General features: G+C 69.4%; 19 protein-coding genes and 1 tRNA gene. 14 read left to right on the plus strand and 6 right to left on the minus strand.

Translation table 11 applies throughout. From position 1 onward, the window contains the following. Positions 1–16 precede the first annotated feature (16 nt). The 5 genes from ACODR1_RS23135 to dxs all read left to right on the plus strand — a co-directional run bounded on the left by ACODR1_RS23135 (position 17) and on the right by dxs (position 4,134). A complete protein-coding gene (locus ACODR1_RS23135) occupies positions 17–637 on the plus strand; it encodes a histidine phosphatase family protein (protein WP_488882539.1) in 621 nt (206 codons plus the stop codon). A 65-nt stretch (positions 638–702) separates the two neighbouring features. After that, on the plus strand, positions 703–957 hold the full coding sequence (locus ACODR1_RS23140; protein WP_109099095.1) for an exodeoxyribonuclease VII small subunit: 255 nt from the start codon (positions 703–705) through the stop codon (positions 955–957). After that, complete coding sequence (locus ACODR1_RS23145) at positions 957–1,319, plus strand: tRNA-binding protein (protein WP_101716140.1); 363 nt, start codon at positions 957–959, stop codon at positions 1,317–1,319. The genes ACODR1_RS23140 and ACODR1_RS23145 overlap by 1 nt, the downstream gene beginning before the upstream one ends. Then, positions 1,316–2,197, plus strand: coding sequence for a polyprenyl synthetase family protein (locus tag ACODR1_RS23150; RefSeq protein WP_058349198.1), 882 nt, complete (start codon positions 1,316–1,318; stop codon positions 2,195–2,197). Before ACODR1_RS23145 ends, ACODR1_RS23150 begins: the two co-directional genes overlap by 4 nt. Positions 2,198–2,214: 17 nt before the next feature. Then, positions 2,215–4,134 (plus strand): 1-deoxy-D-xylulose-5-phosphate synthase, encoded by a 1,920-nt coding sequence (dxs, locus tag ACODR1_RS23155; protein ID WP_488882540.1) that lies wholly within the window; start codon positions 2,215–2,217, stop codon positions 4,132–4,134. A 409-nt stretch (positions 4,135–4,543) separates the two neighbouring features. Here dxs and ACODR1_RS23160 read toward each other — a convergent pair whose 3' ends face one another. The 5 genes from ACODR1_RS23160 to flgF form a co-directional block, all read right to left on the minus strand. Beyond that, the gene (locus tag ACODR1_RS23160) at positions 4,544–5,005 is read right to left on the minus strand and encodes a hypothetical protein (protein WP_488882541.1); all 462 of its coding nucleotides are present in this window, start codon (positions 5,003–5,005) and stop codon (positions 4,544–4,546) included. Between the two features lie 140 nt (positions 5,006–5,145). Then, positions 5,146–5,877, minus strand: coding sequence for a flagellar basal body L-ring protein FlgH (gene flgH, locus ACODR1_RS23165; protein WP_488882542.1), 732 nt, complete (start codon positions 5,875–5,877; stop codon positions 5,146–5,148). Positions 5,878–5,894: 17 nt separating this feature from the next. After that, on the minus strand, positions 5,895–6,659 hold the full coding sequence (gene flgA, locus ACODR1_RS23170) for a flagellar basal body P-ring formation chaperone FlgA (RefSeq protein WP_488882543.1): 765 nt from the start codon (positions 6,657–6,659) through the stop codon (positions 5,895–5,897). A gap of 4 nt (positions 6,660–6,663) precedes the next feature. Continuing rightward, on the minus strand, positions 6,664–7,452 hold the full coding sequence (flgG, locus tag ACODR1_RS23175; RefSeq protein ID WP_101712695.1) for a flagellar basal-body rod protein FlgG: 789 nt from the start codon (positions 7,450–7,452) through the stop codon (positions 6,664–6,666). A gap of 13 nt (positions 7,453–7,465) precedes the next feature. After that, positions 7,466–8,203: a flagellar basal-body rod protein FlgF gene (gene flgF, locus ACODR1_RS23180; RefSeq protein WP_488882544.1), complete on the minus strand. Its 738-nt coding sequence runs from the start codon at positions 8,201–8,203 to the stop codon at positions 7,466–7,468. A 222-nt stretch (positions 8,204–8,425) separates the two neighbouring features. On the opposite strand from flgF, the gene fliL reads away from it, so the two are divergent. From fliL to ACODR1_RS23205, 5 genes are read left to right on the plus strand one after another with little or no spacing between them, the layout of a single operon-like run. After that, on the plus strand, positions 8,426–9,040 hold the full coding sequence (gene fliL, locus ACODR1_RS23185) for a flagellar basal body-associated protein FliL (RefSeq protein ID WP_488882545.1): 615 nt from the start codon (positions 8,426–8,428) through the stop codon (positions 9,038–9,040). Between the two features lie 27 nt (positions 9,041–9,067). Beyond that, the gene (fliM, locus tag ACODR1_RS23190; protein WP_488882546.1) at positions 9,068–10,222 is read left to right on the plus strand and encodes a flagellar motor switch protein FliM; all 1,155 of its coding nucleotides are present in this window, start codon (positions 9,068–9,070) and stop codon (positions 10,220–10,222) included. After that, entirely contained in the window at positions 10,219–10,833 is a 615-nt protein-coding gene (locus ACODR1_RS23195; protein ID WP_488882547.1) for a DUF6468 domain-containing protein, read from the plus strand. Before fliM ends, ACODR1_RS23195 begins: the two co-directional genes overlap by 4 nt. Further along, complete coding sequence (locus ACODR1_RS23200; protein ID WP_488882548.1) at positions 10,830–11,612, plus strand: MotE family protein; 783 nt, start codon at positions 10,830–10,832, stop codon at positions 11,610–11,612. The genes ACODR1_RS23195 and ACODR1_RS23200 overlap by 4 nt, the downstream gene beginning before the upstream one ends. 18 nt (positions 11,613–11,630) lie before the next feature. After that, positions 11,631–14,513 (plus strand): tetratricopeptide repeat protein, encoded by a 2,883-nt coding sequence (locus ACODR1_RS23205; protein ID WP_488882549.1) that lies wholly within the window; start codon positions 11,631–11,633, stop codon positions 14,511–14,513. 130 nt (positions 14,514–14,643) lie between these two features. Here ACODR1_RS23205 and pcaF read toward each other — a convergent pair whose 3' ends face one another. Further along, the gene (gene pcaF, locus ACODR1_RS23210) at positions 14,644–15,855 is read right to left on the minus strand and encodes a 3-oxoadipyl-CoA thiolase (RefSeq protein ID WP_488882550.1); all 1,212 of its coding nucleotides are present in this window, start codon (positions 15,853–15,855) and stop codon (positions 14,644–14,646) included. A gap of 99 nt (positions 15,856–15,954) precedes the next feature. Between pcaF and ACODR1_RS23215 the strand changes: the two genes are divergently transcribed. The 4 genes from ACODR1_RS23215 (at position 15,955) to ACODR1_RS23230 (ending at position 19,967) form a co-directional block, all read left to right on the plus strand. Beyond that, positions 15,955–16,359 carry a VOC family protein gene (locus tag ACODR1_RS23215; protein ID WP_488882551.1) on the plus strand — a complete coding sequence of 135 codons (405 nt, stop codon included), beginning with the start codon at positions 15,955–15,957 and terminating at the stop codon, positions 16,357–16,359. Positions 16,360–16,421: 62 nt separating this feature from the next. Further along, positions 16,422–17,201: a thioesterase family protein gene (locus ACODR1_RS23220; RefSeq protein ID WP_488882552.1), complete on the plus strand. Its 780-nt coding sequence runs from the start codon at positions 16,422–16,424 to the stop codon at positions 17,199–17,201. Between the two features lie 85 nt (positions 17,202–17,286). Continuing rightward, positions 17,287–17,361, plus strand: a tRNA-Thr gene (locus ACODR1_RS23225). Between the two features lie 347 nt (positions 17,362–17,708). Then, on the plus strand, positions 17,709–19,967 hold the full coding sequence (locus ACODR1_RS23230; protein ID WP_488882553.1) for a TonB-dependent receptor: 2,259 nt from the start codon (positions 17,709–17,711) through the stop codon (positions 19,965–19,967). The last annotated feature ends 527 nt before the right edge of the window (positions 19,968–20,494 follow it).

Consider the following 20,494-nt stretch of genomic DNA (forward strand, 5'->3'; position numbering starts at 1 on the left):
AGGGTCGTCGAGGAAAATGGCCGACGCACCGACCGCCGACCAGACCGCCTCGAGCGTGGTCCGCCCGCCCGGGGCCATCGTCCTGGCCCGCCATGGCGAACCGGCGCTGTCGCGCAAGGTGCGCTTCGACGCCAGGACCTATGGCGACTGGTGGGGACGCTACGAGGAGGGCGGCCTGCTGCCCGGCCAGACCCCGCCCGACTGCCTGCTCGAGATCGCCGCGCGCTCGGAGGTGATCGTCTCCTCGACTCGCCGGCGCTCGATCGAGACCGCCCAGGCCGTGGCCGGCGGCCGCGACTTCCCGCGCGACCCGATGTTCATCGAGGCGCCGCTGCCGCCGCCGCCGTGGCCCAGCTGGATCAAGCTGTCGCCCAAGAAGTGGGGCTTCTTCGCCCGCTTCTGGTGGTGGTTCTTCGACCATCACATGGGCCAGGAAAGCCGCAAGCAGGCCGAAGCCCGCGCCGAGGCGGCCGCCGACGCGCTGATCGCCCTGTCGCAGGACGGCCGCGACGTGCTGCTGGTGGCCCATGGCTTCTTCAACGTGATGATCGGCAACGCCCTGCAGGCGCGGGGCCTGAAGAAGACGCTAGACCAGGGCTTCCAATACTGGTGCGTCAAGCGCTTCGAGCGCGCCTGACCTTTCACAGCCGTTGCCCGCCGGCCCCACGCCAACTAGGGTGCCAGCTTCTCCTTGGAGTAGAAATGACCGACGCCGCTTCTCCCGCGCACGACCTCTCGGCCCTGAGCTTCGAACAGGCCCTGGCCGAGCTCGAGAAGATCGTGTCCGAACTGGAATCGGGCCAGGCGCCGCTGGAACGCTCCATCGACATCTACGAGCGCGGGGCGGCCCTGAAGGCGCACTGCGAAAAGAAGCTCGAGGCCGCGCGCCTGAAGGTCGAGAAGATCGTCCTGGGCCAGGGCGGCGCCGCGGGCGTCGAGCCGGCCGAGTTCTCCTGATGGGCCAGGCCTCGCCGAAGCTGTCGCCGACGATCGCGTTCGAGGAGTTCGAGCGCGTGGACATCCGTGTCGGCACGATCGTTTCGGCCGAGGCCTTTCCCGAGGCCCGCAAGCCGGCCTACAAGCTGGCGATCGATTTCGGACCGGCGTTCGGCGTAAAGCGTTCGTCGGCCCAGGTGACCCGCCACTACACGACCGACCAGCTGGTCGGACGCCGGGTGGCGGCGGTGGTGAACTTCAAGCCGCGTCAGATCGGCCCCTTCATGTCGGAAGTCCTGTGCCTGGGCTTTCCGGACGACGAGGGGGAAGTCGTCCTCGTGACGGTGGATCGCGCGGCGCCCAACGGGGGAAAGCTGTTTTGAGCGACCTTGGCAAGCGCATCGCCCAGGCGGCCGATATCGTCACCGTGGCGCTCGACGAGCTGCTGCCGCGCGCCGACGGGCCCGAAAGCCGCCTGACCGAGGCCATGCGCTATGCGGCGCTGGGGCCCGGCAAGCGCCTGCGGCCGTTCTTCGCGCTGGAAACCGGCAAGATGTTCGACCTGCCCGAGCGGCCGGTGCTGCGCGCGGCCTGCGCGCTGGAATGCATCCACGCCTACAGCCTGGTGCATGACGACCTGCCGGCCATGGACGACGACGACATGCGTCGCGGGCGCCCGACCGTGCACGTGCAGTACGACGAGGCCACCGCCATCCTGGCCGGCGACTCGCTGCAGACGGCGGCCTTCGAGATCATGGCCCACCCCGACACCCACGACGACGGCCACGTCCGTTCGGAGCTGGTGCGCAAGCTGGCGATCGCGTCCGGCGCGCGCGGCATGTGCGGCGGCCAGATGATCGACCTGTTGGGCGTTCGCGACGACCTGGGCGCGGTGGCGCGCATGCAGCGCCTGAAGACCGGCGCGCTGATCGCCTTCGCCTTCGAGATTCCGCTGATCATCGGCCGGGCCAAGGAAGCCGAGCGCGCCGCGCTGATGGGCTTCGCCCAGGACCTGGGGCTGGCCTACCAGATCGTCGACGACATCCTCGACGCCGAGGGCGACGCGGCCCTGCTGGGCAAGGCCGCCGGCAAGGACGCCGCCAAGGGCAAGGCCAACTACGTCACCCTTCTTGGCCTTGATGCGGCCAAGGAACGGGTGGAGCTTCTCGCAGCGCAGACCAAGGCGCATCTGGATATCTTTGGCGACAGGGCCGATCATCTGCGCGAAAGCGTTGATTTCGTGCTGGACCGCCGCAACTGACCGCGCTCTTTACAGACATGCCGACGCAAACTCCTCTTCTCGACACCGTTTCCTCGCCCGCCCAAACGCGCGGGCTGTCGATCGCCGAGCTCAAACAGCTGGCGCAGGAGGTGCGCGCCGAGATGATCGACGCGGTCTCCGTAACCGGCGGCCACCTGGGCGCGGGCCTGGGCGTGGTCGAACTGACCGTGGCCCTGCACCACGTCTACGAGACGCCGAAAGACATCCTGATCTGGGACGTCGGCCACCAGGCCTATCCGCACAAGATCCTCACCGGCCGCCGCGACCGCATCAAGACGCTGCGCCAGGGCGGGGGGCTGTCGGGCTTCACCAAGCGGGCCGAGAGCGAATTCGACCCGTTCGGCGCGGCCCACGCGGCCACCTCGATCTCGGCGGCGCTGGGCTTCTGCGCCGCGCGTGACGCGAAAGGCGAGGACAACGCCGTCGTGGCCGTGATCGGCGACGGCTCGCTGGGCGCGGGCATGGCCTACGAGGCGATGAACGCGGCCACCGACGCCACGCGCCAGCTGACCGTCATCCTCAACGACAACGACATGTCGATCGCCCCGCCGGTGGGCGGCATGAGCGCCTATCTGGCCAACCTCGTCTCGGGCGGCGCCTATCGCAAGGCGCGCAAGCTGGGCAAGACGGTGGTCGAGAAGCTGCCGACCCCGATCCGCGACGCGGCCCGCAAGGCCGAGGAATACGCCCGCGGCATGGTCACCGGCGGCACCTTCTTCGAGGAACTGGGCTTCCACTATGTCGGCCCGATCGACGGCCACGACATGGACGCCCTGGTCTCGGTGCTGAAGAACGCTCGGGAATTCAAGGAAAAGCCGGTCCTCGTCCACGTCGTCACCCAGAAGGGCAAGGGCTACGCCCCGGCCGAGGGCGCGGCCGACAAGCTGCACGCCGTGGCCAAGTTCGACGTGGTCACCGGCCAGCAGCAGAAGGCGGCCGCCGGCCCGCCCAGCTACACCAAGGTGTTCGCCCAGGAACTGGTCAAGCAGGCGGCCAAGGACGACAAGATCGTCGCCATCACCGCCGCCATGCCCTCGGGCACGGGCCTGGACATCTTCGAGAAGGCCTATCCGACCCGCACCTTCGACGTCGGCATCGCCGAGCAGCACGCGGTGACCTTCGCCGCGGGCCTGGCGGCCGACGGCATGAAGCCGTTCGCGGCGATCTATTCGACCTTCCTGCAGCGCGGCTACGACCAGGTGGTCCACGACGTGGCCATCCAGCGCCTGCCGGTGCGCTTCGCCATGGACCGCGCCGGCCTGGTGGGCGCCGACGGCCCCACGCACGCGGGCAGCTTCGACATCGGCTTCATGGGGGCTCTGCCCGGCATGGTGCTGATGGCCGCCGCCGACGAGCTGGAACTGGCCCGCATGGTGGCCACGGCCGTCGAGATCGACGACCGCCCCAGCGCCTTCCGCTATCCGCGCGGCGAGGGCCTTGGCCTGGAACTGCCGGCCGGCCCCGCCGAGCCGCTGGAGATCGGCAAGGGCCGCATCGCCCGCGAAGGGACCAGCGTGGCCATCGTCTCGTTCGGCACGCGCCTGTCGGAAAGCCTGAAGGCCGCCGACCTACTGGCCGCGCGCGGCCTGTCGGCCACGGTCTGCGACGCCCGCTTCGCCAAGCCGCTGGATCTTGACCTGCTGCTGCGCCTGGCGCGCGAGCACGAGGCCATCGTCACGGTGGAAGAGGGCGCCATGGGCGGCTTCGGCGCCTTCGTGCTGCAGGCCCTGGCCCAGCACGGCGCGCTGGATCGCGGCCTGAAGATCCGCACGCTGGGTCTTCCGGACGTGTTCCAGGACCAGGACAAGCCCGACCTGATGTACGCCGAGGCCGGCCTGGACGCCGAAGGCATCCTGCGCGGGGCGCTGTCGGCGCTGGGCATGGACAATGTCAGCGCGGCGGGGCGGCGGGCGTAAGCCTCCGCACTGAGGTGGAGAGCATCGAACGCCGCGACGGTCGCCGTCGCGGCGTTTTGCTTTTCCGGCTCGCCGATTTCGCCTGCGTCTCCCTGGATGCGGGTGATGGCTGGATCAATGTCGGTTCATGGCCCATGGGGGAAGTTGGGCGCCGTCCAGAAACCCTCTCTCTTAGAGAGAGGGAGGGGCCCGCCGCCGCAGGCGGTGGGAGGGTGAGTGGTTACACGCCTCAGCCGGCGTGCCGGCACATCGCCCACTACAGCGCCAAGATCGTCCAGGGGCTTCGCCTACCCACTCACCCTCCCACGCCTGGCGGCGCGGGCCCCTCCCTCTCTCCATGAGAGAGGGCTAAGCGCGCTCCCCCGTGGCGAGGGCGGCGAAAGACTAGGCGATGAGGGAGTTAGCCACTCTAAGCCCCGCACGCCTCGAAGAACGCCTTCACGCGGCGGCGTTCGTCGGCCTTGGCGGCGATGCTGTGGCGCTTGTCGCCGTTAACGATTGCCAGATCGCCCGTGCGGCGAAAATTGCCTAGTGCGGGGTCGCGGGTGGTCGTCGAGGCCATCAGGATGGTCCCGTTGCCGCCGCTTTCGGCGGGCTTGGCGGCCAGTTGCGACGTCCGGTCGCGGCTGGCCAGCCCTATGGTTCCGCCTTCCAGCCCGCTGGCCGAGACCTCGACCGGCCCGCCCGGCGCGGGGCAGACCAGCATCAGCAGCACCTCGTCGCTGGAGGGGCGGCCGTAGGCCAGTTTCGGGCCTTCGCCGGGCTCGTTGAGATAGGCCCAGGCATAGGCGGGATTTGCCGACTGCTCGTGCGCGCAGCCGGCCAGCCCGAGGGCGGCGAGCAGTGCGGCGGCGACGAGGCGGGAAGACATGGCGGTGGATCTCCTTCGTCAGGAGAACGCAGCGCCGCCTAGGCGGTTTCTGCCGGTCTGCCTCCGCTCACCCTGGGGGCGGCGGAGGAGGGGCGATTGTACGCCGTGGCCCGGACCTGTCCGGAACGGCTCCTAGATCGTCAGAACGGCGAGAACTTCTCGACCAGCGACTGGCCGGCCGGGGTCTTCTGCACGCGGCTGATGTCGCCACGGCCGCCGTAGTTGATGCGGGCTTCGGCGATCTGGGTGTGCTTGATGGTGTTGGCCGAGGAGATGTCTTCCGGACGAACGATGCCGGCCACGGTCAGCTGGCGCAGTTCGTTGTTGGTCTTCACCTCCTGGGTGCCCTGGATGACCATGTTGCCGTTGGGCATGACCTGGGCGACGATCGCGGCGACCGTCAGGTTGATCTTCTCCGAGCGGCTGACGCTGCCGGCGCCCGAATTGGAGAAGGCCGAGTTGGTGCCCACGGCGTTGGCCGGGTCGAAGCCGCCCGGCAGAACCTTGCCCAGGCTGGATTCCAGACCGAAGAAGTTGCTGACCCCGGCGTTGCCCGTCGAGGTGCGCGACGACTTGCTGGTGTTGTTGGTGCTGACGCTGTCGTCGATCTCGATCAGCACGGTGACGATGTCGCCGACGCGGCTGGCGCGCTGGTCGTTGAAGAAGGCGCGGGCGCCGACGCGCCACAGCGAGTTGGCCGAGGCGGCCTGCGGGGCCGGTTCGCGGGCCGAGACGTAGGTCGGGGCCATCGGGGCCAGCGAGGCGGGATAGCCGACGGGGGCCAGTTCGGGGCCCTTCACCGCTTCGGAGACGGTCGAGCAGGCGGCGATCGGGGCGAGCAGGGCGAGGGCGAGGAAGGCGGCGGGGCGCATGGGTGTCTCTTGCTCTCTTAGCGGGCGGCGTAGCGCACGGTGTTGGAACGGGCCTTGAGGGCTTGCGCCTCGGGGCCGACGGCGGCCGAACCGGGGCCGGTGGCCACCGCTTCGATGATCTTCTTGCTGGCGGTGTTCTGCACGCTGACGGATTCTCCGACGGCGGCGGCGCTCATGGCCTTGCCTTGCAAGGTGAGGGCCACGCCGGCGTAGTCGTAGGTGACTGCGACAACATCGCCCTTGGCGATGACCTGGGCGGCGGCGACGTCGCGCATCGAGGCGGCGGAACCCTCGCGCAGCGGGCGCTTGGTGGTCATGCCGATCATGGCGTCGGCGTCGGACGGGGCGTCGAAGGGCGCCGAGGCGACCTTGATCCACACCAGGTCCTGCGGCTGCACGGTCTCGCCGGCGGCCAGGCTGCGGGCGTAGGCAAGAACCTCCACGTTGCCGCGCGGAGCGGCGGCGGCCGAAGCGCCGGCCAGCTGGCCGCCGTTTTCGGCGCCCTGGCGGACGATGACGCGGCGCAGGCCCTGCGGGTTGGCCCAGTCGAGGCCGGCGCGGCGGGCGGTCATCTGCAGCTGGGCGGCGTCGAGCACGACGCTGGGGCCGACGCGGCGGGCGATGACGACCGAACCGGCCGAGCCGGCGCCGTCGAACAGTTCGCCCAGCGTGACGACGCCGTCGGCGTCGGTGGTGTCCTGGCGCAGGCTGACGGGCTGGCCGGCAAAGGCGGCCGGGGCGGCGATCAGCAGGGCGGCGGCGGCGAGAAGCAGGCTTTTCATGAGCTTACGACCGCAGGTTCGAGGTGGCCTGGAGCATCTGGTCGGCCGTGGTGATGACCTTGGAGTTCATCTCGTAGGCGCGCTGGGCGACGATCAGCGAGGTGATTTCGCTGACGGCGTCGACGTTCGAGGCTTCGGTGTAGTTCTGCAGCAGGGTGCCGAAGCCGGGCTGGCCGGGGGCGGCGATGTTGGCCGCGCCGGACGCGCCGGTCTCGAGATAGAGGTTGTCGCCGATGGCCTCGAGGCCGCCTTCGTTCATGAAGTTGGCCAGTTCGATCTGGCCCACGGTCTGGGCGTCGGTCTGGCCGTCGAGGTTGACCTGCACCAGGCCGGTCTTGCCGATGGTGATGCCGGTGGCGTTCTCGGGGATGGTGATGCCCGGCTGGACCAGGTAGCCGTCCTCGGTGACGATCTGGCCCTGGTCGTTGGTCGAGAAGTTGCCGGCGCGGGTGTAGGCGGTCTCGCCCGAGGGCAGCAGGATCTGCAGGTAGCCCTTGCCCTGGATCGCCACGTCCAGCGGGTTGTTGGTCATGGTCGGCGTGCCCTGCTCGGTGATGCGGTACACCGAGCCGGCCTTGACGCCGCCGCCGACCTGGACGCCGGTCGGGACCACGTTGCCGTCGCTCGACGACTGGGCGCCGGCGCGCTCGATCGTCTGGTACAGCAGGTCCTGGAACTCGGCCCGCTGGCGCTTGAAGCCAACGGTGTTCATGTTGGCGATGTTGTTCGAGATGACTTCGACGTTCAGCTGTTGGGCCGACATGCCGGTCGCGGCGGTGCGCAGAGCTTGCATTGTTCGTTATCCCTTACTGGACCTTGCCCATGCGCTCGACGGCGGAGCGCGAGAGTTCGGCGGTCTGGTCCATCATCTTGGCGATGCTCTCGTAGGCGCGGCTGACCTCGATGAGCTTGGTGATCTGCTGGATGGGCTGGACGTTCGACCCCTCCAGCATCCCCTGGTGGATGATCGCGTCGGTGGCGGTCTGGGGCGTCTCGTTACCGACGTTGCGATAGAGGTTGTCGCCGTCCTTGCGCAGCGAGGCGAGGTCGGAGAAGCGGGCGACGCCGATCTTGCCCACGCGCACCTGGCCCTGGGTGACGATGCCGTCACGGCCGATGCTGACGGGGCCGAGTTCCGGGTCGACGGTGATCTGGCCGCCGCCGTCGTCCAGCACCGGGGCGCCTTCCTGGGTGGTCAGGACGCCTTCGGGGTTGGTGGTGAAGCGGCCGTCGCGGGTGTAGCGCTCGCCGTCGCCGGTCGAGACCTTGAAGAACCCCTGGTTCTCGATGGCCAGGTCGAAGGTCCCGCCGGTCTGGTTCAGGGCGCCGGGCGTGAAGTCGCGGACCACGCCGTCGTCGAGCACGAACTTGATCGGCGCCGGGCCGCCCGCGGTGCGCGCGGGCTTGGCCGGTTCGGTGCGGACCATCAGGTCCTCGACCTTGAAGCCGGTGGTGTTCGCGTTGGCGATGTTGTTCGCGACGATGTCCAGCTCACGACGGAGCGTCATCTGCCGCGAAAGGCCCACATACAGCGCGTTGTCCATGACGATTAACTCGCAGTTTGGCGCGACAAATGCGCCGCAACCCTGCAAGCAAGCCCCGTGCCAACTCGAAAATCGCAATGAAATCAGCGAAGAGGGTGGTTAACGGCGGCGCCTGGCAGGACTCCGCCGGGCAGATTCGACCTGCGACCAAATGGCCTTCAAAAGAGATCGTTAACCATGCTCGCGCATGAGTACGGGTCATAGATTTCAAGGAACCTGCGCGTGGCCAAGAAACCCCCCAAGGAAGCTCCCGCCCCGGAAGGCGAAGAGGGCGCGGCCGAGGGTGAAGCTCCCGCCAAGAAGAAGCCGCCGATCATCCTGATCGCGGCGGCCGCCGGCCTGCTCGTGGTCGGTGGTGGCGGGGCTGCGGCCTTTCTCCTGATGAAGCCCAAGCCGGCCGCCGAGGGCGAAGCCGGCCACGGCGAGGAGAAGAAGGAAAAGAAAAAGGAAAAGAAGAAGGAAGAGGGCGGCGAGGGCGCCAAGACCGCCGAGGGCGGCGCCGGCGCGCCGGTCATCAAGGAAGGCCCCGACGGCGTGGTGTTCTACACCCTGCCCGACCTCGTGGTGAACATGCAGTCGGCCGACGGCAAGTCGACCTTCCTGAAGCTGAAGCTGACCTTCGAGCTGCCCGACGAGGAGACGGCCGACGCGCTGACGCCGAACCTGCCGCGCCTGACCGACATGTTCCAGACCTTCCTGCGCGAGCTGCGTCCCGAGGACCTCGCCGGCAGCCAGGGCAGCTACCAGCTGCGCGCCGAGCTGCTGCGCCGTGTCAACCTGGTGGCCGCCCCTTCGAAAGTGAACGCCGTCCTGATCGAGGAGATGCTGATCAACTAGCCTTCGGGCCGGCTGAGGCGAACCATCATGGCAGACGAGATCGACGATCAGGCCGCGATGGCCCAATGGGCGGCGGAGAACCCCCCGGGGACCTTCGACGCCGCGGGCGGCGGCGAGCTGAACAACAGCTTCGGCGACTTCAGCGGCGGCATGGCCGGCATGGCCGGCTGGGACGACGGCGGCGGCGACGGCATGGGATCCGAGCGGATCCTGAACCAGGACGAGATCGACAGCCTGCTGGGCTTCGACCTGTCGGGCGACGGCGGCGACGACCGCACCGGCATCCGCGCCATCATCAACTCGGCCCTCGTTTCGTACGAGCGCCTGCCGATGCTGGAAATCGTCTTCGACCGCCTGGTGCGGTTGATGACGACGTCCTTGCGCAACTTCACCTCCGACAACGTCGAGGTCAGCCTCGACAACATCAGCTCGATCCGTTTCGGCGACTACCTGAACTCGATCCCGCTGCCGGCCATACTGGCGGTGTTCCGGGCCGAGGAGCTGGACAACTACGGCCTGCTGACGGTCGACTCCAACCTGATCTACTCGATCGTCGACGTGCTGCTGGGCGGCCGTCGCGGCACCGCGGCCATGCGCATCGAGGGCCGGCCCTACACCACCATCGAACGCGTGCTGGTGCAGCGGATGGTCGAGGTGGTGCTGAACGACGCCAAGGCCGCCTTCGAGCCGCTGCATCCGGTGTCGTTCACCCTGGACCGCCTGGAGACCAACCCGCGCTTCGCCGCCATCGCCCGTCCCGCCAACGCCGCGATCCTGGTCAAGCTGCGCATCGACATGGAAGACCGCGGCGGCCGCATCGAGCTCTTGCTGCCCTACGCCACACTGGAACCCATCCGGAAGATGCTGCTGCAGCAGTTCATGGGTGAGAAGTTCGGCCGCGACAACATCTGGGAAGGCCACTTGGCCACCGAGCTCTGGACCACCCAGATGGAGGTGCGCGCCGTGCTCGACGAGCAGCAGCTGCCGCTTTCCAAGGTGCTGAACCTGCAGGTCGGCGACACGTTGATGCTGAACGCCACGCCCGATAGCCTGGTGGAGTTGCGGGCGGGCTCGATTCCGCTTACCCGCGGCCGGATGGGCCGCCGTAACCATTCCATCGCCATCCGGGCCGACGCCCCGCTGACGCCCGCGGCGAAGAAGGCGGTTCAGAAGCTGAAATGAGCCTGATCTCGGTCGCCTTGCAGGTTCTTCTGGCGGTGCTGCTGATGGTGGCGCTGGTCTTCGGCTGGCGCCTGGAGCGCAAGCTGAAGGCGCTGCGCGACGCCCAGAGCGGCTTCGCCAAGGCCGTGGCCGACCTGGACAACGCCGCCCAGCGCGCCGAACAGGGCCTGGCCGACCTGCGCGCGGCGACCGACGAAGCTTCCGAATACCTGGCCGACCGCATCGAGAAGGCCAAGGTCCTGGCCGCCCAGCTGGACGAGCGCATGACCCGGGCCGCCGCCGCGCCGCGCATCGAGGCTCGCCCCGAGCCGGCCCCGCGTCCGGCCCGCGAGCCGCGTGATTTCGCCGCGCCGCCGGCGCCCGAGGCCCCTTCGGCCGGAGGTCGCCGCCTGAACGCGCAGGACTTCGAGGCGATGCTGGAGCGCGAAGCCCGCGCCCGCCGCGCCGGCCCTGCGACCTCGCGTCCCGCGACGCCTTCGCAATCCTCGCCTATTTCGTCCGCCACGCCCGCGCGTGAAACCCCGCGTTCACGCGCGCGGGTGGATGATGACCTGTTCGACGGCCCCGACCCCGCGTCGCGGCCCGGATCGCCATTCAGAGACCGTCGATGAAGAACGTTCCTCGCATCCTGCCGATCGTCGGCGTCGCCGTGGTCGGCGTCCTGGCGGTCAACGCCCTGGCCGGCGCGAAGTCGGTTCCCGACCTGCTGGGCGGGGCGAAAGCCTTCGCCGAGGGCGCCAAGGCCGACAAGAAGGACGCCAAGGGCGAGGACGCCGCCTCGGCCGATGGCGCGGCGACCGACGCCGCAGCCAAGGCCGCGCCGCCGCGCATCTGCGCGCCGTCGGCCACGGACCTGGCCAAGGAAGCCGGCCTGTCGCCGGCCGAGCTGCGCGTGCTGCAGAGCCTGGGCCAGCGTCGCGGCCAGCTGGACCAGCGCGAGCAGGACATCGACGTCCAGCTGCAGCTGCTGGCCGCCGCCGAAGCCAAGCTCGACGCCAAGATGAAGACCCTCAACGGCATGAAGGGCGAGATCCAGGGCCTGCTGGGCCAGGCCGACAGCCAGAAGGCCGCCGAGGTCGACCGCATGGTCACCGTGTTCTCGGCCATGAAGCCCAAGGACGCCGCCGCCCGCCTGACGGTGCTGGACGACAGCGTGCGCCTGCCGATCGCGGCCAAGATGAAGGAACGCACCCTGGCGATGATCCTGGCCAACATGGCGCCGGGCGACGCCAAGGTGCTGACCGAACGCCTGGCCAGCCGCTTCTCGGGCGACGCCATCGCCAAGGGCAAGGCCGCCGTGGCCGAGAACGCCGCTGCTCCGGCCGCCGGCGGCCAGCAGGCCGCCGCGCCGCCGCTGGCCGGCGCCGGCGCGCCGAAAAAAGCAGGCTGACGGGGAAGCAGGGGGCTCATGACTTTCCGGGGGGCGCTTAAGGCGAGCGTTGCGGCGATCTGCATCGCCGGCGTCGTCGCGCCCACCGTGCTGGCGGCCGCGCCCGCCGCGGCGCAGGCCGCCCGTCCCGTCGCCAATCAGGGCGATCTGGTCGTCCGCGTCGCCCAGGCCCCCGACTTCTCGCGCCTGGAGTTCCGCTGGAGCGGCCGCGTTCCGGTGATGAAGATGCGCCGCGAGGGCCAGCAGGCGATCCTGCGCTTCGGCCGCGACGCCAATCCCAATCTGGCGACCTTGCGCATCGCTCCGCCGCGCTGGGTGAGGACGGTGGAGGCCCGCCACGTCGGCGGCGCGCTGGAACTGGTCCTGACCCTGACCGACGACGCCGACCTGCGGGTGGGGCGCGCCGACGGGATCGACTTCGTCAACGTCTTCGCCAAGCCGCCGCAGGCCGGAGCGCCCGCCGCGCCTAGCCCGGCGCCGGTTCCGCGCGACCCGCGCCGGCCCAATCCCGCGCCGGCCAGCGGGGTGGTCGCCGTGGGCTACAACAAGACCGACGGCCAGACCCAGTTCACGACCACCTGGGCCGCGCCGGCCGCCGCCGCCGTGTTCAAGCGCGGCGAGGCGGTGTGGGTGGTGTTCGACGCCCCTGTCCGGCTGGACCTGGGCCGCACGCCGCAGACCGGCCCGAGCCACACCAAGATCCAGGTCTTCCGCGGAGCGGACTATTCGGCCCTGCGCATCGTCACCAAGCCGGGCGTGCCGGTCTATGCCGAAGGGCAGGGCAACAACTGGACCGTGGCCCTGGGCGCGGGCCTGCAACGCGAGCCAGACCCGGTGAAGGTGGCGCGCGACGAGGCCGTCACCCCCGCCAGCCTGTCGGCCAACCTGGCCGGCGCCGCGCGTCCGGTATGGGTCAGCGATCCCGCCGTCGGCGACCGCATCGGCGTCGTGCCGGCCCTGGCCCCGTCCAAGGGACTGGCCTCGCGCCGCGAGTATGTCGAGATGGCGCTGCTGCCGTCGGCCCAGGGGCTGGCGGTCGAGGCCTTCGCCAGCGACGTGCAGATCCTGACCGAGGGCGACATCGTCCGCATCGGCCGGCCCAAGGGCCTGGTGCTGTCGCCGGCTTCGGCCGGCGGGGCCGCCGCCGAGGTGGTCACCGGCGCGCCGCAGCCGGCCGCCATGCCGGCGGTCATCGACCTGGAGAACTGGCCCAAGACCGGCTCGGGCGGTTTCCTGGCCCGCTACAACGCCCTGCAGGCGGCCGTCGCCGCCGTCGACCCGGCCGACCGCCAGGGCGACATCGCCGCCCGTATGGCCCTGGCCCGCTTCCTGGTCGGCTCGGGCCTGTCGTTCGAGGCCATCGGCGTGCTCAACGCCGCCGCCCGCAAGCAGCAGGCGCTGCTGGGCGACGGCGAGTTCCGCGGTCTGCGCGGCGCGGCCAAGGCCATGGCCGGCCGCTGGGCCGAAGCCGAGGCCGACTTCTCCTCGCCGGTGCTTTCCGACGATCCGTCCAGCGCCCTGTGGCGCGGCTATGTCGCCTACAAGCAGGGCCAGTGGGTGGACGCCCGCAACAAGTTCGCCTCCGGCGGCCAGGCCATGAACCTGTTCCCGGCCGTGTGGCAGGCGCGCTTCCTGGGCGCCCAGGCCGATTCCGCGGCGGCGACAGGCGATGGCGTCGGGGCCGAGCGACTGGTCGGCCAGGCGCTGAAGCTGCCCAAGCTGCCGATCGTCGACCAGCTGGACCTGCGCCTGATCCAGGCCAAGGCGTTCGAACTGCAGGGCCGCAAGGACAAGGCCCTGAAGATGTTCCAGGCGATCGGCAAGGCGCCGAACGACCGGATCGCCACGCCGGCCGTGCTGCACGCCACCCAGATCCGGCTGGAGAAGAACCAGATCTCGCCGGCCGAGGCCGCCAAGACCCTGGACCAGCTGCGTTTCCGCTGGCGCGGCGACGGCGTCGAGCTCGACGTCGTGCGGGCGCTGGGCAAGCTCTATATCGACCAGGGCCGCTATCGCGAGGCGCTGGAGGTGCTGCGTTCGGCCAGCAAGGTGCTGCCCGACCTGCCGCAGGCCGTGGCCCTGCAGAACGACCTCTACGGCGCCTTCCGCACCCTGTTCCTCGACGGCCTGGCCGACGGCATGCAGCCGATCCAGGCGGTGGGCCTGTTCTACGACTATCAGGACCTGACCCCGATCGGCGCCGACGGCGACCAGATGGTGCGCAATCTGGTGCGCCGCCTGGTCGACGTCGACCTGCTGGACGAGGCCGCCAAGCTGCTGAAGTACCAGGTCGACAATCGCCTGAACGGCGTGCCCAAGGCCCAGGTGGCCACCGACCTGGCCTGGATCTACCTGATGGACCGCAAGCCCGAGGACGCCCTGGCGGCGATCAACGGTACGCGCACCACCATCCTGCCGCCGGTGCTCAACGCCGAACGGCGCCTGGCCACCGCCCGCTCGCTGATGACGCTGGGCCGCTACGACGACGCCCTGGAGGTGATCGAGGGCGACAAGGGCAAGGACGCCCAGGACATCCGCGGCGACATCGCCTGGAAGCAGCGCAACTGGGCTTTGGCCGGCAAGCTGTACGAGGCCGCCCTGGGCGACCGCTTCAAGAACGCCGCGGGCCTGTCGCCGTCGGACGAGGCCAAGCTGATGCGCGCGGCCGTGGCCTACAGCCTGTCGGACGACGACGCGTCGCTGGGCCGCCTGCGCACGCGCTACACCACCCTGATCGGCACGGCCCGCAACCCCGAGGGCCTGCGCGTAGCCCTGGCCGGCGTCGACGGCGTGGCCTCCAGCAGCGACTTTGGCCGCGTGACCGCCGAGAACGAGGTGTTCAACGGCTGGGTCGCCAAGATGAAGGACCGCTTCCGGGCGGCCGCGACGCCGAAGGTCTAGGGGCGAGCGTAGCGCCAAACCCCCTCCGGCCCTCCGGGCCACCTCCCCCAGAGGGGAGGATCTAATCGCGCCGCGCCAAGAAGATGCTCCCCCTCTGGAGGAGCTGTCGGCGAAGCCGACTGAGGGGGTTCTACACCCGCTCGATCGCTAGCGCCGCGCCTTGGCCCACGCCGATGCACAGCGTCGCCAGGGCCCGCTTGCCGCCGGTCGTCTCCAGCTGGCGCAGGGCCGTCAGCGCCAGGCGCGCGCCCGAAGCGCCGAGCGGGTGGCCCAGCGCGATGGCCCCGCCGTTTGGGTTCACGTGGGCGCCGTCGTCGGGCAGGCCCAGCTGGCGCAGCACCGCCAGGCCCTGGGCGGCGAAGGCCTCGTTCAGCTCCACCACGTCGAAGTCGCCGATCGAGAGGCCGGTGCGGGCCAGCAGGCGTTTGGTCGCCGGCACGGGGCCGATGCCCATGACACGCGGGGCGACGCCGGCGGTGGCGTAGCCCAGCACCCGGGCGCGGGGCGTCAGGCCGTGGCGCCTTACCGCGTCCTCCGAGGCCAGGATGATCGCCGCCGCGCCGTCGTTGACGCCCGAGGCGTTGCCGGCGGTGATCGTGCCGTCAGGGCGGACGATGGGCTTGAGCTTGGCCAGTGCCTCCAGCGTGGTCTCGCGCGGGTGCTCGTCGCGGTCGACGATGGTGGGGGCAGCCTTGCCGGGGATCTCGACCGGCGTGATCTCGCCCTCGAAGAAGCCGGCCTTGATGGCGGCGGCCGCGCGCTGCTGGCTGCGCAGGGCGAAGGCGTCCTGGTCGGCGCGGCTGACGCCATAGTCGGTCGCGACGTTCTCGGCGGTCTCGGGCATCGAGTCGACGCCGTAGGCCACGCGCATGGCCGGATTGACGAACCGCCAGCCGATCGTGGTGTCGAAGATCTCGGCGCTGCGCGAGAAGGCGCTGTCGGCCTTGCCCATGACGAAGGGGGCGCGGCTCATGCTCTCGACCCCGCCGGCGATCACCAGGTCGGTCTGACCCGACAGGATGGCGCGGGCGGCGTAGCCGACGGCCTCCAGCCCCGAGGCGCACAGACGGTTGACGGTGACGCCCGGGACCGTCTGCGGCAGGCCCGCCAGCAGCAGGGCCATGCGGGCGACGTTGCGGTTGTCTTCGCCCGCCTGGTTGGCGCTGCCGTAGACCACCTCGTCCACCGCGCTCCAGTCGAGGCCGGGATTGCGCGCCATCAACGCCTTCAGCGGGATCGCCGCCAGATCGTCGGCCCGCACCTTGGCCAGGCCGCCGCCATAGCGGCCGAACGGGGTGCGGATGGCGTCGCAGATATAGGCGGCCTTTGGGGCGGTGGTCATGGGGCGGGTCCCGAAGCGGCGTTCGATCTGCATTCAAACGAACGTTTGCGATCGGCGCAATGCGCTTGCGATGGGCGGGCAGGGGGATAGGCTGGCGGCATGAGCCCCACCGTGCAGCCCTTCCTGATGTTCCAGGACGGCGTTGGTCCCGACGCCCTGGATTTCTACGTCTCGGTTTTCCCGGGCAGCGTGGTCGAGGAGGTCGAGCTCTACGGGCCAGCCGGGCCGGGGCCGCAGGGTACGATCAAGACCGCGCGCTTCACCATCGGCGGCCAGAGCGTGATGTGCAGCGACAGCTTCATCAAGCACGCTTTTACCTTCACGCCGTCGTTCTCGTTCTTCGTGACCTGCGCCTCGGCCGAGGAGGTCGATCGCCTGGCGGGCGTGCTGGGCGAGGGCGGCGGGGTGCTGATGCCGCCCGGGAACTACGGCTTCAGCCCTTGGTTCGCCTGGGTGTCGGACCGGTTCGGCGTATCCTGGCAGCTGAACGTCGGGGAATATTGACGTCAGTTTCGAATTAGGACTATGTCGGTCGCGCGCCGCTTCGGCGCGGGAGACCAAGCATCGTGCCCAGCTACAGCGAACTGATCGACGCCCTGCGGATCGACGGCGAGACGGTGATCGCGACCGTGGGCGACGACTGGAAGCAGGGCCGCACCACCTATGGCGGCCTGTCGGCGGCGTTGTGCCTGGAGGCGGCCGCCCGCCGCCTGCCCGACGCCCCGCCGCTGCGCTCGGCCCAGTTCGCCTTCGTCGGCCCGGCGGCCGGCGAGCTCTCCGCAAAGGTGGAGGTGCTGCGCCAGGGCAAGTCGGCGCTGTTCGCCAGCGTCGACCTGGCCGGGGAGGGCGGTCTCGCCACCCGCGGCGTGCTGACCTTCGGCGCCGGGCGAGCCTCCAAGCTCGATCACCTCGACCTGCCGGCGCCGGCCATTCCCGCGCCCGAGGCCTGCGAACTGTTCATCCCCGAGGGAGCGGGCCCCGCCTTCGCCCGCCAGTTTGAGTTCCGCTACGTGGCCGGCGGACGTCCCTTGAGCGGAGGGCCGCCAGACTTCCTGGTGTGGATCCGCCACCGCGACCCGGCCGCCCGCTCGCTGGCCGCCATGGTCGCCCTGGCCGACGCCCTGCCGCCGCCGGCGCTGTCGGTGTTCGACCAGTTCGCGCCGATCTCGACCATGACCTGGTCGATGGACGTGCTGGGCGAGGCGCCGGACGACGACGGCTGGCGCCTGATGAGCAGCCGAGCCGAGACGATCCGCGACGGCTATTCGGCCCAGGCCATGACCCTGTGGAGCCGGGACGCAACGCCGCTGATCGCCGCCCGCCAGACGGTGGCGGTGTTTCTCTGAAGCACGCCGGGTGAGGGGCGGGGCATTGCCTCGCCCTGTCGACTGCGGCTAAGGAGAACGCCCGTTCGCGAATACGCGTCGGCGCGCCGGTTTAGCTCAGCGGTAGAGCAGCGGTTTTGTAAACCGAAGGTCGGGGGTTCAATCCCCTCAACCGGCACCAGCTTCACCCGTTCGAACCTATCCGATCGGCCGTCCCGGCGCCTGCAAAGGCGACGCCGCGCCGCCTCCTCCTGTCCGCATCTGTTCGTTCACGGAGCATTGTTCGGGTAAGTCTTGTCTTACCTGCCGGTCGTGTGCGCCAGATCCCTGCGCCATCACTGCGGAATAAGATCATATATTGCTGTTATTCTTGTCTGGATTTCTCCAGTAAATGCAGCGCGCAAGCTGGGTCGTCTTTAGGCAACGTCCAGTTGTCGTGAAAAATTCAAGCAATAGCACTGGTTTTTTGTGGCCTTGGCGTAACGTCGCGGCGTAGGCAGCGCCCCTATAATTTATAGGGGATATGCCATGAACCATCGCCACACTTGGCTTGCTCTGTCGGTGAGCGGCCTTGCGCTGCTGGCCAGCGCGCCGGCCCTGGCCCAGCAGGCGCCGGCGGCCGACGCCACGATCACCGAAGAGATCGTCGTCACCGCCCAGCGCCGCAGCGAAAACATCCGCGACGTGCCGTTCGCCGTCACCGCCCTGGGCGGCAAGACCCTGGCGGCCGTCTCGGCCGGCGGCGGCGACGTGCTGTCGCTCTCCGCCCGCGTGCCCAGCCTGCAGATCGAAAGCTCCAACGGCCGCTACGCCCCGCGTTTCTACATCCGCGGCCTCGGCAACGTGGACTTCGACTTCAACGCCTCGCAGCCGGTGTCGGTGGTGCTCGACGACGTGGTGCTCGAGAACGTCTTCCTGAAGGGCTTCCCGCTGTTCGACGTCGAGCAGCTGGAAGTGCTGCGCGGTCCGCAGGGCACGCTGTTCGGCCGCAACACCCCGGCCGGCGTGGTCAAGATCGACACCGCCAAGCCGTCGGACAGCTTCGGCGGGTTCGGTTCGGTGGCCTACGGCAACCTGGGCGCGGTGCGCGCCGAGACCGGCGTGACCATTCCGGTCAACGACACCCTGTCGGTGCGCGTGGCGGGCCTGTGGAACCATCGCGACGACTGGGTCAACAACGCCTACAACCCCTCGTTCGCCGGTGACGGCGACGACCTGGGCGGCTTCGACGACGTCGCCGCCCGCGTGCACGTGGCCTTCAAGCCGACCGAGCGCCTGTCGACCCTGCTGACCATGCAGGCCCGCGACTACATCGGCACCGGCACGCTGAACCGCGCCAACGTGCTGACCAAGGGCTCCAACGAGCTGAACAGCAACTTCGATCGCGACACGGTCTATTACGACGGCGGCCGCAACAATCCGCAGAAGCAGCACACCACCTCGCAGAGCCTGCAGGCGGCCTACGACTTCGGCCCGGTCACCCTGACCGGCGTGGTCAGCGCCTATCAGGGCCGCTCGTCGGGCGACGGCGACATCGACGGCGGCGTGGCCTCGGCCGCGGCCACCGCGCCCTACAAGACGCCGTTCAACTCCGAGACCGGCACCCTGTCGAGCGACCTGGACCAGAAGACCATCGAAGTGCGCCTGGCCTCGAACGGCGACGGCCGCTTCGGCTGGCAGGTCGGCGCGTTCTTCTGGGACGAGCGCTTCAACCTCGTCTCGGGCACCTTCAACGGCGCCGGCGGCCTGGCCCCGACCGTGATCGGCGACATCGTCCAGCGCTCGGAATCCTGGTCGGTGTTCGGCCAGGCCAACTACAAGGTCACCGACGCCCTGAAGATCACCGGCGGCCTGCGCTATACCGAAGACAGCCGCGACTTCTCGGGCGACCGGATCATCCCGACCGGCAGCACCAGCACGGCCCGCCCGCTGTACGACGTGCGTCGTTCGGTCGGCGACGAGCAGGTCAGCTGGGACCTGAGCGCGCTCTACGAGGTCAATGGCGACCTCAACGTCTTCGCCCGGGTGGCCAAGGGCTATCGCGGTCCTTCGCTCCAGGGCCGGATCACCTCGTCGGACCTCATCACGGCCGCCAACTCGGAAACCGTGATGTCGTACGAGGCGGGCCTTAAGTCTCGCCTGTGGGAAGGGCGCGCGCGCCTGAACGCCACGGCCTACTACTACGAGGTCTCCGACCCGCAGTTCACGGCGATCGGCGGCGAGGGCAACTTCAACCAGCTGATCAACGCCGACAAGGGCGTGGGCTACGGCCTCGAGATCGACGGCGACGTCTATCTGGGCGCCGGTTTCAGCCTGGCCGGCGGCTTCGCCTACAATCACACCGAGATCAAGGACAAGGACCTGCTGGTCGCCTTCTGCGGCGCCAACTGCACCGTCACCGATCCGATCGTGACGGTGGGAACGACGCGCCGGGCCAACATCGACGGCAACCCGTTCCCGCAGGCTCCGAAGTATACGGCCAACATCACGCTGAACTACGTGCATGGCCTGCGTAACGGGACCGAGCTCTTCGCCTCGACGGACTGGGTCCTGCAGAAGGACTTCAACCTGTTCCTCTACGAGTCGGTCGAGTTCATGCAGGACACCAGCTTCGAGGGCGGCGCCCGCGCCGGCTGGCGTGATCCGGTCAAGGGCCTGGAAGCGGCGGTCTACGTCCGTAACCTGACCGACGAGGCCAATGTCATCGGCGCGATCGACTTCAACAACCTGACGGCCTTCGTCAACGAGCCGCGCACCTACGGCGTGCAGGTGACGAAGCGATTCTAGGACTGACGGTCCCGGCGGCGCTCTTCTGAGCGTCGCCGGTGATCCGGCATTCGTCCGGATCTGCGATTTCCGGCGCGAAAGGCGCGCCGAAGCGGCGTCGTTTCGACGGCCGATTCCCGCCGAGGCCGGCGGACGACGCGATTTTCCATCCCCTGTCCCACCGTTCTGCCGCCCGGCGCCTGATTGCGGGTGAGGGGAGGGGGCTTCCAGTCTCCATATGCGGCGGGCTTTTCGGGCGGTTCGCGAAGAAAATCGTCAAAGCGCGTTGCAGTGCGCTTGACTCAAAAAGGGCTCCCGCATAAACACCGCCCTCCCGACGCGGCCCGCCGCTTCGGGGGCTCATTCGAAGCTCTCTTTTCTTTCCGAGGCGCTGAAGTCCATTCGGCGCCGCGGAGCGGTTCGGCCTCCCCGGAGGCGGAACGGTTCGGAAAAGAAAGTTGAAAATAGAGTTTGACAAAATGAGGTGCTGGTTTAAATAGCCGCCTCCGCCGACACCGGGCGCTAAACGGTGGGGCCGCTCCTCGGTG

The sequence above is a fragment of the Caulobacter sp. FG7 genome (assembly GCF_057808875.1).

What these genes read in the sequence shown, in the direction of transcription:
- ACODR1_RS23135 (WP_488882539.1), top strand. Translation starts at nt 17, where the DNA reads ATGGCCGACGCACCGACCGCCGACCAGACCGCCTCGAGCGTGGTCCGC.
- ACODR1_RS23140 (WP_109099095.1), top strand. Translation starts at nt 703, where the DNA reads ATGACCGACGCCGCTTCTCCCGCGCACGACCTCTCGGCCCTGAGCTTC.
- ACODR1_RS23145 (WP_101716140.1), top strand. Translation starts at nt 957, where the DNA reads ATGGGCCAGGCCTCGCCGAAGCTGTCGCCGACGATCGCGTTCGAGGAG.
- dxs (WP_488882540.1), top strand. Translation starts at nt 2,215, where the DNA reads ATGCCGACGCAAACTCCTCTTCTCGACACCGTTTCCTCGCCCGCCCAA.
- ACODR1_RS23160 (WP_488882541.1), bottom strand. Translation starts at nt 5,005, where the DNA reads ATGTCTTCCCGCCTCGTCGCCGCCGCACTGCTCGCCGCCCTCGGGCTG.
- flgH (WP_488882542.1), bottom strand. Translation starts at nt 5,877, where the DNA reads ATGCGCCCCGCCGCCTTCCTCGCCCTCGCCCTGCTCGCCCCGATCGCC.
- flgA (WP_488882543.1), bottom strand. Translation starts at nt 6,659, where the DNA reads ATGAAAAGCCTGCTTCTCGCCGCCGCCGCCCTGCTGATCGCCGCCCCG.
- flgG (WP_101712695.1), bottom strand. Translation starts at nt 7,452, where the DNA reads ATGCAAGCTCTGCGCACCGCCGCGACCGGCATGTCGGCCCAACAGCTG.
- flgF (WP_488882544.1), bottom strand. Translation starts at nt 8,203, where the DNA reads ATGGACAACGCGCTGTATGTGGGCCTTTCGCGGCAGATGACGCTCCGT.
- fliM (WP_488882546.1), top strand. Translation starts at nt 9,068, where the DNA reads ATGGCAGACGAGATCGACGATCAGGCCGCGATGGCCCAATGGGCGGCG.
- ACODR1_RS23195 (WP_488882547.1), top strand. Translation starts at nt 10,219, where the DNA reads ATGAGCCTGATCTCGGTCGCCTTGCAGGTTCTTCTGGCGGTGCTGCTG.
- ACODR1_RS23200 (WP_488882548.1), top strand. Translation starts at nt 10,830, where the DNA reads ATGAAGAACGTTCCTCGCATCCTGCCGATCGTCGGCGTCGCCGTGGTC.
- ACODR1_RS23205 (WP_488882549.1), top strand. Translation starts at nt 11,631, where the DNA reads ATGACTTTCCGGGGGGCGCTTAAGGCGAGCGTTGCGGCGATCTGCATC.
- pcaF (WP_488882550.1), bottom strand. Translation starts at nt 15,855, where the DNA reads ATGACCACCGCCCCAAAGGCCGCCTATATCTGCGACGCCATCCGCACC.
- ACODR1_RS23215 (WP_488882551.1), top strand. Translation starts at nt 15,955, where the DNA reads ATGAGCCCCACCGTGCAGCCCTTCCTGATGTTCCAGGACGGCGTTGGT.
- ACODR1_RS23230 (WP_488882553.1), top strand. Translation starts at nt 17,709, where the DNA reads ATGAACCATCGCCACACTTGGCTTGCTCTGTCGGTGAGCGGCCTTGCG.